Genomic DNA, 17,018 nt, shown 5'->3' on the forward strand with positions numbered 1-17,018 from the left:
AGTGCACGAACAGGCGGCCCTCGCGCACCAGCATGAACCGCAGGCACATATACGCGACCGGCTCCACCACTCTGGTGGAGGACTCCGTCTCGACATGGATCGGCCCCGGTGCTCGCTGCCTGACAGCTCCTGCGCTGCCCGGGAAGATCCTCTCCATACCCCCATTGTCTCGCACTCACACCCCATTCGACGGGGATCGAACACGGTTGATTCCCGTTCAAACCCGATCTGAAACGGTCTGATCCGCTAGACTGGGCCCGTTTGGAGCTGTGCTGCCCCTACCGATCCAAGGAGGCACCTCGTGAGCGAGCCCTGGCTGTCCACAGATGAGATCGCGGCCCACCTCGGCGTCACCAAAGACACCGTCTACGCGTGGATCGCCGACAAGGGCATGCCCGCCCACAAGATCGGGCGCCTGTGGAAGTGCCAAGCCACCGAGGTCGACGAGTGGGTGCGCACCGGCGCCGCAGCCAGCGACAGCCCGCACACACATGACGGTGGTGGCCCCTACCCTGAGCAGGCAGGCACCCAGCCGAAACGGAAGGAGGGGCGATGAACGCCAGCGAGACCGAACGCCTGGTCAAGTCCAAGCAGCGCGTCGCCGACCACGGCGAAGTCTTCACCCCCTCCTGGATGGTCGAAGACATGCTCAACCTCGTCCAAGAAGAATCTGAACGCATCGACTCCCGTGTCCTGGAGCCAGCCTGCGGGTCGGGGAACTTCCTCGTCCCCGTCCTGACCCGCAAACTCCTGACCGTGGCCGCCAAGCACGGCAAGAGCGACTTCGAGAAGCGCCACTACGCCCTGTTCGCCCTCATGTGCACCTACGGCATCGAACTCCTACCCGACAACGCCGCCGAATGCCGCGACAACCTCGCCACCCTGTTCAACGCCTTCCTCGGCATCGACCAGGATGACGACTGGGCCCGCGCCGCCCGAGCGGTGCTGGAGGTCAACATCGTCCAAGGTGACGCCCTGACCATGACCACCCCGAGCGGTGGCCCGATCACGTTCGCCGAATGGGGATACCTGGGCAAGGGAAAGTTCCAGCGCCGCGACTTCCGCTACGACGAGCTGACCCAGCGCTCCGCATGGGAGGCCGAAGGCTCCCTGTTCGCCGACATGGGAGCCGACCTCTTCGCACCCCAGACGACCTACCCAACGATGACCGTGGCAGACCTGGCCGGGCAGGTGAACGCCGCATGAGCATCACCCAAGCCCCCTTCGCACTGCGCGGCCACAACCCCGACGTGCTCACCTGCATCGCGAACCTGTCCAACGACGAAGTGTTCACCCCACCCGAGATGGCGGGCGCCATGCTCGACCTGCTCGCCCAGCGGTGGGCCGACGCCCACGACGGCGCCGACATCTGGGCAGAACCCAACGTCACGTTCCTCGACCCGTTCACCAAGTCCGGCGTGTTCCTGCGCGAGATCACCCGCCGCCTCACCGACGGCCTGTCCCGAGTCTTCCCCGACAGGGCGGAGCGGGTCGACCACATCCTCACCCGGCAGGTCTACGGCATCGGCATCACCCAGCTCACCGCCCTGCTGGCCCGCCGCTCCGTGTACTGCTCCAAGTACGCCAACGGACCCCACTCGATCGCCACATCGTTCGACAGCGAGAACGGGAACATCTGGTTCCAGCGCACCGAACACACCTGGACCGGCGGGCAACGCGAATACCGCGCCGACCCACTCACCGGAGACGAGAAAGTCGTCTACACGCACCGCAAGTGCCGCTACTGCGGCGCGGGCGAGGACGACTACGCGCGGAGCACCGATCTGGAGGCCCACGCCTACGCCTTCATCCACACCGACGACATCAAAGCCCGCATCCGCGAGCTGTTCGGAGACACCATGCAGTTCGACGTCATCATCGGCAACCCGCCCTACCAGCTCTCGGACGGCGGATACGGCACCTCCGCGGCACCGATCTACCAGCACTTCGTCGAGCAGGCCAAAGCTCTCGATCCCCGCTTCCTGTCAATGATCATCCCATCACGGTGGTTCTCCGGAGGTAAGGGCCTCGACGAGTTCCGCGAGATGATGCTCACCGACCAACGGCTCCGCTCGATCGACGACTACCTCAACGCCTCCGACGTCTTCCCCGGCGTTGGCCTCAAGGGCGGAGTCTGCTACTTCCTGTGGGACCGGGATCACCCTGGCGAGTGCGCTGTGACCACCCATGCCAAGGAGACAGCGCCATCAACGACAGTGCGACCGCTGCTCGAAAAGGGTGCAGACGTCTTCCTCCGCTTCAACGAAGGCGTCTCCATCCTCAAGAAGGTCATGGCCGTGGAAACAGGGCAAGTCGACACGGTGCGCCTCCCCGATGAGAAGCGCTTCGATTTCTTGGTCAGCTCCCGAAAGCCCTTCGGCCTGGAAACGACCTACCGGGGTCACGCGCGCAAGGGCCCGAACGATGTGCTGATCTACCAGAACGGTGGCACGGGCTACGTCAAGCGCGACGACATCCCCAGCGGACACGCCCTCATCGACAGCTGGAAGGTATATGTGGGCCGGGCAGCCCCGGGAACCGGCAACAAGGACACGTACCCGCATCGGATCATCTCCACCCCGTTCATTGGAGAGCCCTCCTCGATCTCTTCAGAGACCTACCTGTGCATCGGCCCATTCAAGACCGAACAGGAAACCGCGAATGTCCTCTCCTATCTTTCGTGCCGTCTGACTCGGCTCCTCATCCTGCTGCACAAGCCGTCGCAGGATACGACGCGCAAGGTCTACACGTTCGTCCCGACCCAGGACTGGTCGAGGCCATGGACGGATGAGGACCTCTACGCCAAGTACAGCCTCACAGATGACGAGATTCACTTCGTCGAGAGCATCGTGCGCCCGATGGAGCCCGGCGAATGACTCGGACACTCGAAGAGCTTCTCCCCGAGAAACCCGCGGCTCGGCTTCGGATCTACGCGTGGACCCCGAACGATCCGCCCGCTGACTATGTGGGGTTGATCAAGGTCGGTCAGACGACGAAGGCGGACGTCAACGAGCGCATCCGCGAGTCGCAGGGCCAGATGCAGCAGCCCTACACGCTCCACGTCAACGAGCCCGCCGAACGCGACGACGGGTCGATCTTCCGCGACAGTGACGTCCGGCGCCGCCTGACCGCGAAGGGCTTCGACAACCCGGTCTTCGGGTCGGCCCGGGAGTGGATGCGCTGCACGCCTGACGACGTGCACACGGCGATCACGGAACTGCGCACCGGCACCCAGCTGACTGGCACGCACCACGAGACTTTCAGGATGCGTCCCGAGCAGGCCGAAGCTGTGGCGAAGACGTCCGAGTACTACGACTCGATCTGGGCTGAGGACGCCGATGCGGTACCGCGGTTCTTGTGGAACGCGAAGATGCGGTTCGGCAAGACTTTCGCCTCCTACCAGCTGGCCAAGAAGATGGGGGCCCGGCGTGTCCTGGTGGTGACATTCAAGCCCGCCGTGGAGGACGCCTGGCAGACCGACTTAGAGTCCCACGCAGACTTCGATGGTTGGCAGTACCTGTCCAAGGCCACCGGCGGCACCCCTGACGAGATGGACCGGGATCGTCCGCTCGTGTACTTCGGGTCCTTCCAGGACCTGCTCGGGCGGGACAAGAAGACTGGGCTGATCAAGGCGAAGAACGAGTGGGTCCACACCACACCGTGGGATCTGGTGATCTTCGACGAGTATCACTTCGGGGCGTGGCGGGAGTCGGCGAAGGAACTGTTCGAGGGTGAGGACGAGAAGGTCGCCAAGAAGGAGCTGGCCGCCGAGTACCACGACGGTCTGGTCGCGTTCGATGAGGAACTCGACGAGCTGGGCAACGACGAGGACGAGTTCCTGCCCATCACGACACGCGCCTACTTGTACCTGTCGGGCACCCCGTTCAAGGCGTTGGCGACGGGCGAGTTCATTGAGGAGCAGATCTTCAACTGGACCTACACCGACGAACAGCGCGCCAAACAGCAATACGCGGCGGAGCATCCGGGTGAGTGGAATCCGTATGGGGCGCTGCCGGAGATGCGACTGTTCACCTACCAGATGCCTGATGAGCTGCTCTCGGTGGCGAGCCAGGGCGAGTTCGACGAGTTCGACCTCAACGCGTTCTTCGAGGCCACCGGTACCGGCGTCATGGCGGAGTTCGTGCACAAGTCGGATGTGCAGAAGTGGCTGGACATCATCCGCGGCGCCCACATGCCCACCCAGCTCGACGCGATGCGGATGGGTACCCGCCCGCCGTTCCCGTACTCGGATGCTCGCCTGCTGCCGTACCTTCAGCACTCGTTCTGGTTCCTGCCGACCGTCGCCGCCTGCCAGGCCATGGAGAACCTGCTGGCTGAGCGGCAGAACGTGTACTGGCATGACTACACGGTGCTCACCGTTGCAGGCCCCGACGCTGGCATCGGGCTGGACGCGCTGCCGCCGGTGCGTGAGGCGATCAAAGATGGGCACGACACGAAGACGATCACCCTGTCGTGCGGGAAGCTGACGACCGGGGTGACGGTCAAGCAGTGGTCGTCGATCCTCATGCTGCGCAACCTCAACTCTCCGGAGACGTACTTCCAGGCCGCGTTCCGGGTCCAGTCCCCGTGGTCGATCAAGAATCCCGACGGGGACGACCCGAGTGAGGAGCTGATCCTCAAGCCCGCGTGTTTCGTCTTCGACTTCGCCCCCACCCGGGCGCTGCGCCAGATCTCCGACTACGGGATCGGCCTGTCCCCAGAAGCCCCCAACCCTGAGCACGCGGTCGAGGAGCTGGTGAAGTTCCTGCCCGTGCTGGCCTATGACGGGTCGAACATGACGCAGGTCGATGCGGGTGGCATCCTCGACATCGCCATGTCCGGAACGTCCGCGACCCTGCTGGCCCGCAAGTGGGAGTCCGCGATCCTCGTCAACGTCGACAACGACACGCTGCGCCGGATCATGGGCAACGAGGACGCTATGAACGCCGTGATGAACATCGAAGGCTTCCGGGCCCTCGGGTCGGCGATCTTCGAGACCGTGGTCAACAAGTCCGAGCAGGTCAAGGCCACCAAGAAGGATCGCGGTGAGGACTTGACCCCGAAGGAGAAGAAGGAACTCTCCGACGAGGAGAAGGAGTACAAGTCCAAGCGGAAGCAGATCCAGGAGAAGCTGGTCAAGTTCGCGACCCGCATCCCCGCGTTCATGTACCTGACCGACTTTCGGGAGAACACCCTCCAGGACGTCATCACCAAGCTGGAGCCCGACCTGTTCAAGGCCGTCACCGGCCTGACCGTGGCCGACTTCAACCTGCTGGTCAACCTCGGAGTCTTCAACGCCACCCACATGAACCAGGCCGTCTTCGCCTTCCGCCGCTACGAAGACTCCTCCCTGTCCTACACCGGCATCGAATCCCACAAGGGCCTACGCCACTACGGCCTCTACGACACCGTCGTCGCCATCGACCAGGAGTGACCCCGATGGCGCACACAACGTTCGACAACACGGTGAAGTCCATGCTCGAAGACCTCTTCGGGATGCCGAGTGGCTACGTCATGGACTTCAGCAACGCGAGCTTCGCCTCGTTCGTAGAGCCGTGGATTGGCGTCGATCCTTACGACAGATACCAAGGCTCGAAGGCCGCTGTGCTCCGCCAGATCTGGGCCAAGGAGCCCTCCGAGGTCGTCGCACAGCTCAACTTGGATCTTCTGGATCACTGGCGATTCATCGCACGCCGCGACGAGAAGACGCCGACCGCCTACGAGCAAGATGTGATCGACACCGCCACCGCTGTCTTCCAGTCAGCCAGCATTCCGGCACTCTCCGCTGACGACGTTGCATTCCTCAACAAGGACCTTGGCACCCTCAACCTTGATGCGCTCCCATCCGAACTCACCGCTGGGCAGGTCATCGCCGACAGGATGGGCGAGATCGACCGAGCACTGGACGCCGACGCGCCGTTGGCGGTCATCTTTCTCGTCGGCAGCACGGTCGAGGGACTGCTTTCCGAAGTTGCGATGGGTCACCGAACCGAGTTCCTCAGGTCCCCTGCGGCGCCCATGCTGAAGGGCAAGACGAAGCCATTGGATCAGTGGAGCCTGTCGGAGTTGATCGCCGTCGCGCGGGCGTGTGGTGTCCTGAGCGAGGATGTCGCCAAGCACGCCGACCAAGTCCGGAACTTCCGCAACTACATCCACCCCAGACAGCAGCTCAAAGAGGGCTTCGCACCCCGAATCGAGACAGCCAGGATCGCCCAGCAGGTCCTCAAAGGCGTCCTCGCAGACCTCGAACAGTTGGCCGCCAGCCCCACCTCCTGAGCCTCCATTCGAGCCGCCACGCCTCTGGCAGATCGAGGCCCCGGTGGACCGGGTAGTTCACCTCCTTTCTGACACAGGGAAGGTGAACGGGCGTGACGGTCTCGATGCGGGTGATGTCGGCCGGGGACGGCTACAAGTACCTCCTGCGCACCGTCGCCGCCGGGGACGGGAACCGGTCACTGTCGACGCCACTGACCCGCTACTACAACGCGGAGGGCACTCCTCCTGGCCGGTGGATGGGCAGCGGTCTCCCAGCGCTCGGGACCGGCCAGGTCACCTCGGGCGACGAAGTCAGCGAAGCCCAGCTCCAGCTCCTGGTGGGGATGGGCCGTGACCCAGTGACGGGCGCGCCGCTCGGCCGGGCGTATCCGGTCTACAAGACGGTCACGCAACGTATCGAGGAGCGCACTGCAACCCTCGACCAGCACCTTGACCCGGCCGCGCGTGCCCGCGCAATCGCTGCAATCGAGGCCGAAGAGGCCGAGCGCGGGACGCGGAGGGCCGTTGCAGGATTCGACTTCACGTTCTCAATCCCGAAATCCGCCAGCGTGCTGTGGGCCGTCGCTGACGCAGGCACGCAATCCCTGATCGCCCAAGCGCACCATGACGCCGTTGCCGACATGATCGCCTTCATGGAGCGTGAGGTCGCCGCCACCCGCACCGGCACGACCGCAGGCGACGGTGCGGTCGCCCAGGTTGACGTTCGCGGTGTCATCGCCACCGCCTACGACCACTACGACTCCCGTGCCGGTGACTCGCACCTGCATACGCACGTGGTGATCAGCAACAAGGTCCAGACCGTGCTGGATGGCAAGTGGAGGTCTCTGGACAGTCGCCCGATGCACGGCGCGACCGTCGCGCTCTCGGAGTTGCACGAGGCCGTCTTTGCCGACCACCTGACACGGATGCTCGGGGTTGAGTGGGAGGCACGGGCCCGCGGTCGGGACCGCAACCCGGCATGGGCGATCACTGGCGTTCCCGAAGAGCTGGTTGCGGAGTTCTCGACCCGTGCACGCCATATCGACGAGGTAACCGACCGGCTGATCGACACGTACGTGGCCGGGCACGGGCGGCGTCCGTCGGCTGCGACGATCATGAAGTTGCGCGCCCAAGCAACACTCTCCACTCGGCCCGAGAAGACGGTGCACTCCCTGGCCGACCTCACCGCAGCCTGGCGCAACCGCGCCACTGCTGTGCTGGGTCAGGATGCAACCGGGTGGGCACGCAGGGTTGTAGCCAACGAGCAGCCGCTGTTGCTGAGGGCCGACGACATATCGCTCGACGTTGTTCGCGCCCTTGGTGAGAATGTCGTGGCGGCGGTCGGCGAGAAGCGCTCAACGTGGCGGCGTTGGAATCTCACCGCCGAAGCAGCCCGCCAGACCATGGACTACCGGTTCGCCACCACCCAGGACCGCGAAGCCATCGTCGCACTGGTCGTGGACGCCGCCGAAGCGGTGTCGCTCCGGTTGACGCCGTTCGAACTGGCCTCCAGCCCCGCAGCGTTTCGCCGCCCGGACGCGACCTCGGTCTTCCGGCCGAAGAACTCCACTATCTACTCCTCCCACCAGCTCCTCGACGCCGAGGACCGGCTTTTGGAGCGCAGTCATGACACCACCGGCCCGACAGTCGGTCTGAGGACGATGGAACGCATCGCCAGGCGTCCTGACTCCGATGGACGCGTGCTGGGCGAGGACCAATCCGACGCGCTCGTACGGATCGCAGTGTCTGGCCGTGTCTTGGACGTGCTGGTCGGTCCCGCGGGTGCTGGGAAGACCACTGCGATGAACGCCTTGCGTCGAGCCTGGGAGGCCGAGCACGGTGCGGGCTCCGTCGTTGGGCTGGCGCCGTCGGCGGGTGCCGCCCAGGTTCTGGCGGAGGATCTGGGGATCGCGACGGAGAACACGGCGAAATGGTGGCAGAGCCACCAGACCACGGGCGCCACGTTCAACGCCGGGCAACTCGTCATCGTGGACGAAGCGTCGCTTGCAGGCACGCTCTCCCTTGATCGCATCACCCGCCTCGCCGCCGAAGAAGGCGCGAAGGTGCTGCTGGTCGGCGACCACGCGCAGCTCCAGGCTGTCGATGCGGGCGGTTCATTCGGGCTGCTGGTCCACGACCGAGGCGACGCCCCGGAGCTGGTGGACGTCCATCGCTTCACCCACGCGTGGGAGAAGACAGCATCCCTCGATTTGCGGCATGGACGCACCGATGTCATCGACAGCTACGATGCTCACGGCCGCATCCACGATGGAGAGACCGAGGAGATGATCGACTCCGCCTACACCGCCTGGCGCGCCGACCTGCTGGCAGGCAAAGCCACTGTCTTGGTGTCGGACTCCAACGAGTCGGTCACCGCCTTGAACACGCGAGCCCGCACCGACCTCATCCTCGATGGGGCCGTCCGGGGCCCAAGGGAAGTCGACCTCCACGACGGGACGCGCGCCGCCACTGGCGATGTCGTCATCACCCGACGCAACGATCGACGCCTGCGGGCCGGGCGGGGATGGGTGCGCAACGGTGACCGTTGGAACGTGATGGACGTCCGTAACGATGGCTCCATCGCCCTCCAACGCGCTGGAGCAAAGTGGGGTGCGACGGTCATCGTCCCCGCGGACTACGTCGCTGAGCACGTGGAACTCGGGTACGCGGTCACCTCATACCGGGCGCAAGGCATCACCACCGACACCGCGCACGTCCTCGTCGATTCGGCGATGACCCGGGAGAACCTGTACGTGGCCATGACTCGCGGGCGGGACGCGAACGTCGCCTACGTCGCCGTCGACCAACCCGACGCCGCTCACGATGTTCCGCACCCCGGCGACAACCAGGCCGCCACCGGCCGAAGCGTCCTGTACGGCGTTCTTCAGCACGCGGGTGCAGAACTATCGGCTCACGAGACGATCGCGGCCGAGCAGGAGGCCTGGGGGTCGATTGCGCAGCTGGCTGCCGAGTACGAGACCATCGCCGCAGCCGCCCAACACGACCGCTGGGCCACCCTCATCCAGCACTCAGGACTCACCGAGTCCCAGGCTGCCGAGGCGCTGGCATCCGACGCCTTCGGACCGCTCACCGCAGAACTTCGCCGCGCAGAAGCCAATCACCACAACGTCGATGCCCTCCTACCGCGATTGGTCCGAGCCCGGCGACTCGAGGATGCAGACGACGTCGCAGCAGTTCTCCACCACCGTCTCGCCATGGCCACTGCACGCCCAGCCGGATCGGGACGCGCCCGCAAGGCGCCACGCCTCATCGCCGGGCTCATCCCGGAAGCCACCGGCACCATGAGCGACGAAATGCGACAGGCCCTCAACGAACGCCGCGACCTCATCGAAGCCCGTGCCGACGCTGTCCTCGATAATGCGCTCGCTGGCGCCGCGCCGTGGACCGCGGAGCTGGGACCTCGGCCCACGAACGCAAAGATGCTGACCACCTGGCGAGGTTCCGCCCGGGTGGTGGCTGCCTACCGGGACCGGTACCACATCAGCGGCGATACACCACTCGGCACCATGACAGCATCCGACGGACAGAGGCTCGACGCCGCGCGGGCACGCGCAGCGGTCGATGCAGCGCCGACGACCACCGCGGCTGCTGCGCATGAGGCCAAGGGGCAAGCAAGACGAAGCACCGCGCGGTCGCTGTAAGGCAACATCGAGCAAGTGCTCGATCGAGTGTCGGCGCGGGCACGTGGTCGCCAAGGCGAACGCCGGTAGACTGTACATGAGATGTGACCAACGACTGAAGGAGGTGGAGCGGTGCCGCGCGCTGATCTCCTCCTGGATCTCGTCGAAGCCGAACGCCGTGGCGACAGGGACCGTTTTAAGGTGCTCGTTGAGTCGGTGATCGCGGAAGAGCGTGCCAACCAGCATCACCTTCTGGCAGACCGCTTATCTCAACTCATCACCACGACGGGGCAGGGCCCTGTCCGTGATGACAGGGCGGCCGCCATCAGGGATCTCGTGCATGAAGTTGTCCCCAACCGTCGGCTGAGCGATCTTGAACTCGCGCCCGTCCCACACCGGGTCGTGACGGAGCTGATTGAAGAACAGAAGCGCGCAGAGTTGTTGCGGAGTTACGGCATTGAGCCACGGAATCGACTCTTGCTGTCTGGCCCTCCAGGCAATGGCAAGACGAGTGTTGCGGAAGCGGTCGCGACGGAGTTGATGCTGCCGTTCTACGTGATTCGCTATGAGGGTGTGATGTCGAGTTTCCTTGGCGAAACGGCCGCACGCCTCGATAATGCCTTTGAATTCGCACGCACTCGTCGTTGTGTTCTGTTCTTCGATGAGCTGGATACCATCGCCAAGGAGCGAGCGGACGAGCATGAAACTGGCGAGATAAAGCGAGTGGTTTCCACATTGCTTCTCCAAATCGACCGACTCCCACCGCATGTAATATTCATCGGGGCGACGAATCACGGCGAGTTGTTGGATAGAGCGGCATGGCGGAGGTTCCAGATTAGAACGGAGCTAGAACCTCCAAGTCGATCTCAAGCTACGAGATTCCTGGAGCGGCTTGCCGATCGTTTCGGTGGAGACCTTGGATTTGCTCCAAGGACTCTGGCGGACAAGTTGGCTGGCGCAAGCTTCGCCGAACTGGAGGAGTTTGCGCTCGATGTCCGCAGACGTGCCGTGCTGGAACTTCCAGATGTGAATCTTCGGAAAATCGTCCAGGAGCGGCTTGAACATCGCCGGGGAGAGGCGAGCTGGTGACGGCCGACCGTAGGCCGCTCCTGGCGTTTGGACCACCAGTTGCTAGTGCTCGACCAAAGCAGGCGCTACGAAGCCTTCCGCGCTTGTCCAGGCCGGGAGCGGCTCGGCAGGGCGAGCGGCTGACGCCACAGTTCAAGGTCCTCAAAGATGCGTTCGCGAGCGAGCGTGCTCGGCTGAGCCTCGAAGCGCCCGATGAGATCGACCCGGCACTCGTTGTCGTGTTCGATTTGGCTGGAACCGTCAAAGATTTTCAAAACGCGATAAACCGCGTCGAAGGTTTGGAGTTTCTATCGGAACTCGTCGCCGACCGCTCCACTCCTGACGACGACTTTCACATGGTTGAACGTACTGGTGCACGAACGGACAAACGCGTAGCGCACTCTCTATACCTTGTCATGTCGAACTCAAAGGCTATTGACGAATTGCTTCGTCTCTTCACACTGTGGCAGGCAGGCCCGTCGGCAGCGTTCGAGTATGGTCTCGGAAAGTTCAAGGCTGCGTTCGAGCAACTCACTGCGATCCGTCGATGGAGCGCTGAGGACCGCATCCGAGAGACTGGCCTTCTTGAGAGGTGGGAAGAGACTGTCAGCATGATCGGGCAGTCGGTCAGCACTGTGCTGGTCGAAGTCGAGCTGTGGCATCGTCGGAACTCTGAACAGCGGACGTTAGCTGAAGCCCATGTCGAACACATCGTCACCTCAAGTGGTGGTCGTGTCGTGGACCGGTCACAAATTGTCGAGATTGAATACCATGCGTTATTGGTCGAGCTTCCGATCCAGCAGGTTCAATATGTGCTTGCCAACGGGGCCGAGGCGATACGCCTCCTCACGAGTGATGATGTCATGTTTGTGAGCCCCTTCACGCCGATGAGCGTTTCTCCAACTACTCTTGAGCCAGAGGCGTTGACCGACCTGCTACCCGCCGAGCGGAGTGACGGCAAACCTCGGGTAGCTTTGCTCGACGGGCTGCCGTTTGCAAACCATGTCGCGCTCCAGGGGCGTCTCCTGATCGACGATCCCGACGGATTGGGCGAAGCTTATCCTGTCGCTGCACGTCACCACGGAACAGCGATGGCATCGCTCATCATTCATGGTGATATCACAGAAGGTTCGGAACCTCTTGACCGTCCCCTATACGTCCGACCAATCCTCCGACCCCATGAGTTCATTGCTGGGCAGGAGCAGGTAGTCCCGGATCGTCTACTTCCTGATCTGCTTCATCGCGCAATCAGACGGATGATGGTCGGCGAGGGCAATCAACCTGCCGCAGCGCCGAGCGTCCGGGTTGTCAACTTGTCTATTGGGGCGCAGACGCGAGCGTTGACACGAATAATGAGTCCGGCTGGACGGCTTTTGGACTGGCTCGCAAGCTCTTACAACCTTCTTTTTGTCGTAAGTGCGGGGAATCACGTAGACGAGCTCACGATTCCCAGCGAGGCCACGCGTGACGTCGCCGCGGCCCGTGTTGCTGCGACGCGCGCCGTGTACGGTTCCGGCCTCCTCCGTGGCATCCTGCCGCCCGGTGACGCGCTCAATGCGCTAACTGTCGGTGCGAGTCACTCTGATGCACTCGGTGAGGTTGAGGCGACCGACACTGTGTGGGACATCACTCGGCCGGATGCTCCAGCTCTCTATGAAGCTGTTGGGCCTGGTGTCGACCGATCCATCAAGCCCGACTTGCATCACAGTGGTGGCCGTGCGCTTTACACGCGACCAGTCATCGATCCAAATCAGGAACGAGTGTCGATCTCCCTGGCGCGCACCGGCGCAACTGGGCCGGGGCAACAAGTAGCGGCTCCAGGAACTGGTGGGGCCGTCAACCGCACGGCGTTTACGCACGGCACTAGCAATGCGACCGCCCTCGTGACCCGCGAAGCCAGCAGAATCTTCGACATCCTCGAAGCTGACCAGCCTGACGCTGAGGATGCCCCGCTGCCGGACCCGCAGTACCATCCACTTCTTGCTCGGGCCCTTCTCGCTCATGCAAGCAGCTGGGGAATCTGGGAGGAGACGCTCCGTCATGATTTGGGCCTCAGCGGCCAGGAAGCGCGTCGTCAGCTGACCGCCATGCTCGGGTATGGTCGTCTCGATTTGGATCGACTCGCTACGGCTGCGACCAACCGGGCGGTGATGCTCGCTGGTGGTCATATCGGGCGAAACGAGCGACATACTTACGAGGTTCCTCTGCCAATCTCGCTGCGCGCGAAGGCGGAGTGGCACCGCTTCACGATCACCCTCGCGTTCGCGGCACCAACCGTCGGTCAGCTGGCTCGATATCGCAGTGCGAAGGTCTACTTCAGTACGCCGGATACGAAGCTTGCAGGTGGAGATCGTTCGGATGCCGAGCGCAACGCAGTTCGAAGGGGGAGTCTTCAGCACGAGATAGTGCAGGGATCCCGGGCGATGTCCTTCGTCGAAGGAGATAGTTTTCCAATACACGTGGAATGCATGGATGATGCTCAACGACTTCCTACCAGTAGCACAATCCGATATGCGTTAGTTGTTTCCGTCGAGACCGCAGAACGAACGTCAAACACGATCTACGAAGAGGTACGTGACCGTCTGCGTGCACGCGCCCTTGTCCAGAATCGCATCAGACCATAGCTGCGCCCGCGTCCACCTTCCTGCGTGGGCCACGTGTTTGTTCGTCCCACGCGGTGGCCCTGGGCTGACCCCGTCTGGTAGGTCCGGTGGTTGTGTGAGTCGTCCTGTTGCCCGGGGGTCCGGGCAGGGAGACTGGTCAGATCATGACGAACAGCAGGAAGCGTCACACTCCGGAGCAGGTCGTCCGTAAGCTCGGGCAGGCCGACAGGATGCTCGCGGGCGGTAGCGACATCGCCGCGGTGTGTCGAGAGCTCGGAGTGTCCGAGCAGACGTACTACCGGTGGCGGAACCAGTACGGCGGATTGAAGGCCGACGACGCGAAGCGGCTGAAGGAGCTCGAGAAGCAGAACGCCACGCTCAAGCGGCTGCTCGCCGAGGCAGAGCTCGAGAAGGCTGCCCTGCGGGAGCTGGCTGAGGGAAACTTCTAGGTGTACTTCCCCGTGAGGTGTGAACACGTTCTGAGGGGGTCTGGCCGCCGATACCGGTGTGGGGGGTCAAGTCCCTTGTAGTGGTGTATCCGTTTCGTGATCTTTCGATACGGGGTCAGGCTGTCAGTTCGGGTGGGATGTGGTCTGCTCCTTCCAGGCGGGTCTGGTCTTCGCTGACGGGGGTCTGAGGGATCCGTGAGCGTTCCAGGACCTCCAGGCCCAGGTAGCGCCGGCCCTCGGCCCACTCATCGGTCTGCTCGGCCAGCACGGCCCCGACGAGCCGGATGACGGCCTCCCTGTTGGGGAAGATCCCCACGGCATCGGTACGCCTCCGGATCTCCTTGTTCAGCCGCTCCTGGGGATTGTTCGACCAGATCTGGCGCCACACGTCGACCGGGAAACTCGTGAACGCCAACAGGTCGGCCCGCGCGGCGTCCAGGTGGGCATGGACCTGGGGAAGCTTGGCCTCCACATAGTCCAGCAGCCGGTCGAACTGGGCGTCGACGGCGGCCGGGGACGGCTGGTCGTAGACCGAGTGGAGCATGGCCTTGACCGCCGGCCACAGGCTCTTGGGGCACACGCTCATCAGATTGGCCGCGTAGTGGGTCCGGCACCGCTGCCAGGCCGCCCCGGGCAGGTTCGCCGCGATCGCCTCCCTCAGCCCGGCATGGGCATCCGAGGTGACCAGCCGCACCCCGGACAGGCCCCGGGCCACCAGATCGGCGAAGAACGTGTTCCAGGCCGGCCCGGTCTCAGCGGTGGCGACCTGGAGGCCCAGGACCTCCCGGTGGCCGTCAGCGTTGACCCCGGTCGCGGTCAGCACGACCGCGTTGATGACCCGTCCGGCTTCCCGGACCTTCATCGTCAGGGCGTCGGCGGCCACGAACGTGAACGGGCCCGCCTCGCCCAGCGGTCGGTGGCGGAAGGCCTCGACCTGGGCGTCGAGGTCGGCGGCCATCCGCGAGACCTGGGACTTCGACAAGGAGTCGATACCCAGCTGCTTGACGAGCTTGTCCATCCGGCGGGTGGAGACCCCGGCCAGGTAGGCGTCGGCGACCACGGTGATCATCGCCGACTCGGCGCGCTTGCGCCGCTCCAGCAGCCACTCTGGGAAGTAGCTGCCCTGGCGGAGCTTGGGGATCGCCACATCCACGGTGCCGACCCGGGTGTCCAGGTCGCGGTGACGGTAGCCGTTGCGCTGGACGAGGCGGTCGGGATCGGGGCGGCCCTACTCCGCGCCGGCGACCTGGTCGGCATCGGCCGACGCCAGCATGTTGATCATCGTGGCCAGCAGTGAGCGCAACAGGTCCGGGGAGGCCTGGCCCAGGGCTTGGTCCAGGACCCGCGTCGGGTCGACAATATGGGCAGCGGTCATCGTGGTTGTTCCTTTCGAGTGAGAAGTAGAGAGCTTTCTCGAAGGATCACACGGTGACCGCGCTGCCGTCCACCACGAAGTCGCGGAGGCCGACGGGCTGGTCACCAGCGGGTTACACCACCATAAGGGGCACTACTGTGTGGGGTCTGTGGTGATTGTAGTGATGCAACCATTCCGTGTAGGCCGCTTCGCGTTCAGTTTCACTGGTGTAGTCGCGGGCGTAGGCCCACTCGGCGGCCAGGGACCGGTTGAACCGTTCGACCTTGCCGTTGGTCTGAGGCCGGTACGGCCGGGTCCACTTGTGACCGATCTTGGCGTCGTCGAGGACCTGGCTGAAGACCCGGGACCGGTAGCAGGCCCCGTTGTCGGTCATCACGGCCTTTACGGCGACCCCGATGGATTCGAAGAAGGTCAGAGCCCGGGTCATGAACCCCGCAGCGGTCTCCTTCTTCTCGTCGTCACAGATCTCGGAGTAGGCGACTCTGGAGTGATCGTCGACGGCGTGATGAAGATACCGGTAGCCCCGAGATGCGGGCGCGCCCGCCCGCGCGGCGCGGTCTCCTGCGGCCCGTGCCGTTCGGTCCTGGACCGATCCGCGCCCGAAGGCCCGCCAGCCGCCCCCGTCGGGGATACGGCCCTGCTTCTTGATGTCGACGTGGATCAGGTCCCCGGGGGCCTGTTTCTCGTAGCGGACAGGGTCGGGGCGGCGCACGGGCAGGCCCGTGGCCTGATCGGTGTTGGCCAGCACAGGCATGTGGTAGCGCTCCAGGACACGCCCCACGGTGGAGCGGGGAATGTGCAGGTGGTAGGCGATCCGATGAGGCCCCCACCGCCGGGTGAACCGCAGCCCGACAATCCGGTGCTCGGTGCGCCGCGACAACCGGTTGGGGCTGTGAGCCGGCCGGGAGGAGTGATCGATCAGCGGCTGGCCGGCACGATAGCGATCGGCCCAGCGTTTCGCGGTGGCCGGACTCACCTGGAAGCGCTCAGCAGCCCGTCTCAGGGGCCAGCCGTCGTCGACGATGCAGGCGGCCAGCCGGAGCCTTCCAGCGGGGGTCAGGGGTGCGTTAGCGTGGGTCACGGAGGCCTCCGGTTCCTGGATGCGTGTGTGGTAACCCACATCCTGCCGGAGGCCTCCCCCCTCAGCTCAACTGTTCACAACGTCCCGGGGAAGTACATCTAGGCCCGGGCAGGCGCCGCGCCGCCGTCGACCACCTCAAGCGCAAGCTGCGGGTGAGCGAACGAATGGCGTGCCGTCTGGCCGGGCTGAGCAGGTCCGCATACCGTCGCCCGCTCCAGGGCGAGACGACAGCCGACCCGGACCTGGCGTTGCGGGACTGGCTGCGGGCGTATGCGAAGAAGCACCCGCGGTGGGGATACCGCAGGGCCTACCACGATGCCCGCGGCGAGGGGTGGGTCGTGAACCACAAGAAGATCCAACGGCTCTGGCGCGAGGAAGGGCTGCGCGTCCCGCAGCGGCGTCGCCGCAAACGCGTTGGGTCTTCGACCGTCGACGCCCCGGCAGCGGTCGCACCGAACCTCGTGTGGGCGGTGGACTTCCAGTTCGACGCGGACGAGCAGGGCCGTCCGATCAAGATCTGCTCCATCGTCGACGAGCACACCCGCG

8 protein-coding genes and 4 pseudogenes are annotated in these 17,018 nt (G+C 64.3%); 10 read left to right on the top strand and 2 right to left on the bottom strand.

Features of this window, described 5'->3' with window-relative positions:
- Positions 1-301: 301 nt before the first annotated feature.
- The 9 genes and pseudogenes from ABF648_RS10025 to ABF648_RS10065 form a co-directional block, all read left to right on the top strand.
- Positions 302-481, top strand: a pseudogene (locus ABF648_RS10025) (helix-turn-helix domain-containing protein); the annotation flags it as partial.
- 71 nt (positions 482-552) lie between these two features.
- Complete coding sequence (locus ABF648_RS10030; RefSeq protein ID WP_097799555.1) at positions 553-1,206, top strand: N-6 DNA methylase; 654 nt, start codon at positions 553-555, stop codon at positions 1,204-1,206.
- Entirely contained in the window at positions 1,203-2,876 is a 1,674-nt protein-coding gene (locus ABF648_RS10035; RefSeq protein ID WP_415632147.1) for an Eco57I restriction-modification methylase domain-containing protein, read from the top strand. Before ABF648_RS10030 ends, ABF648_RS10035 begins: the two co-directional genes overlap by 4 nt.
- Complete coding sequence (locus tag ABF648_RS10040) at positions 2,873-5,434, top strand: DEAD/DEAH box helicase family protein (protein ID WP_097799556.1); 2,562 nt, start codon at positions 2,873-2,875, stop codon at positions 5,432-5,434. The genes ABF648_RS10035 and ABF648_RS10040 overlap by 4 nt, the downstream gene beginning before the upstream one ends.
- A gap of 5 nt (positions 5,435-5,439) precedes the next feature.
- The gene (locus ABF648_RS10045) at positions 5,440-6,276 is read left to right on the top strand and encodes a hypothetical protein (RefSeq protein WP_062818750.1); all 837 of its coding nucleotides are present in this window, start codon (positions 5,440-5,442) and stop codon (positions 6,274-6,276) included.
- 92 nt (positions 6,277-6,368) lie between these two features.
- Positions 6,369-9,917 (top strand): MobF family relaxase, encoded by a 3,549-nt coding sequence (mobF, locus tag ABF648_RS10050; RefSeq protein WP_415632148.1) that lies wholly within the window; start codon positions 6,369-6,371, stop codon positions 9,915-9,917.
- A gap of 111 nt (positions 9,918-10,028) precedes the next feature.
- On the top strand, positions 10,029-10,985 hold the full coding sequence (locus tag ABF648_RS10055; RefSeq protein WP_091969908.1) for an AAA family ATPase: 957 nt from the start codon (positions 10,029-10,031) through the stop codon (positions 10,983-10,985).
- Positions 10,986-11,068: 83 nt separating this feature from the next.
- Positions 11,069-13,588, top strand: coding sequence for a S8 family peptidase (locus tag ABF648_RS10060; RefSeq protein WP_224209228.1), 2,520 nt, complete (start codon positions 11,069-11,071; stop codon positions 13,586-13,588).
- 143 nt (positions 13,589-13,731) lie between these two features.
- A pseudogene (locus ABF648_RS10065) lies at positions 13,732-14,007 on the top strand (transposase); the annotation flags it as partial.
- A 124-nt stretch (positions 14,008-14,131) separates the two neighbouring features.
- Here ABF648_RS10065 and ABF648_RS10070 read toward each other — a convergent pair.
- Both ABF648_RS10070 and ABF648_RS10075 read right to left on the bottom strand, forming a co-directional pair.
- Positions 14,132-15,391 (bottom strand): annotated as a pseudogene (locus ABF648_RS10070) (IS256 family transposase).
- 112 nt (positions 15,392-15,503) lie between these two features.
- Positions 15,504-16,472, bottom strand: a complete 969-nt coding sequence (locus tag ABF648_RS10075) for an IS481 family transposase (RefSeq protein WP_127822715.1) — start codon at positions 16,470-16,472, stop codon at positions 15,504-15,506.
- Between the two features lie 98 nt (positions 16,473-16,570).
- Between ABF648_RS10075 and ABF648_RS10080 the strand changes: the two are divergent.
- Positions 16,571-17,018 (top strand): annotated as a pseudogene (locus ABF648_RS10080) (IS3 family transposase); the annotation flags it as partial.

It is taken from the genome of Propionibacterium sp. (assembly GCF_047719395.1).
Taxonomy (GTDB): domain Bacteria; phylum Actinomycetota; class Actinomycetes; order Propionibacteriales; family Propionibacteriaceae; genus Propionibacterium.

What these genes read in the sequence shown, in the direction of transcription:
- ABF648_RS10040 (WP_097799556.1), top strand. Translation starts at nt 2,873, where the DNA reads ATGACTCGGACACTCGAAGAGCTTCTCCCCGAGAAACCCGCGGCTCGG.
- ABF648_RS10045 (WP_062818750.1), top strand. Translation starts at nt 5,440, where the DNA reads ATGGCGCACACAACGTTCGACAACACGGTGAAGTCCATGCTCGAAGAC.
- ABF648_RS10035 (WP_415632147.1), top strand. Translation starts at nt 1,203, where the DNA reads ATGAGCATCACCCAAGCCCCCTTCGCACTGCGCGGCCACAACCCCGAC.
- ABF648_RS10030 (WP_097799555.1), top strand. Translation starts at nt 553, where the DNA reads ATGAACGCCAGCGAGACCGAACGCCTGGTCAAGTCCAAGCAGCGCGTC.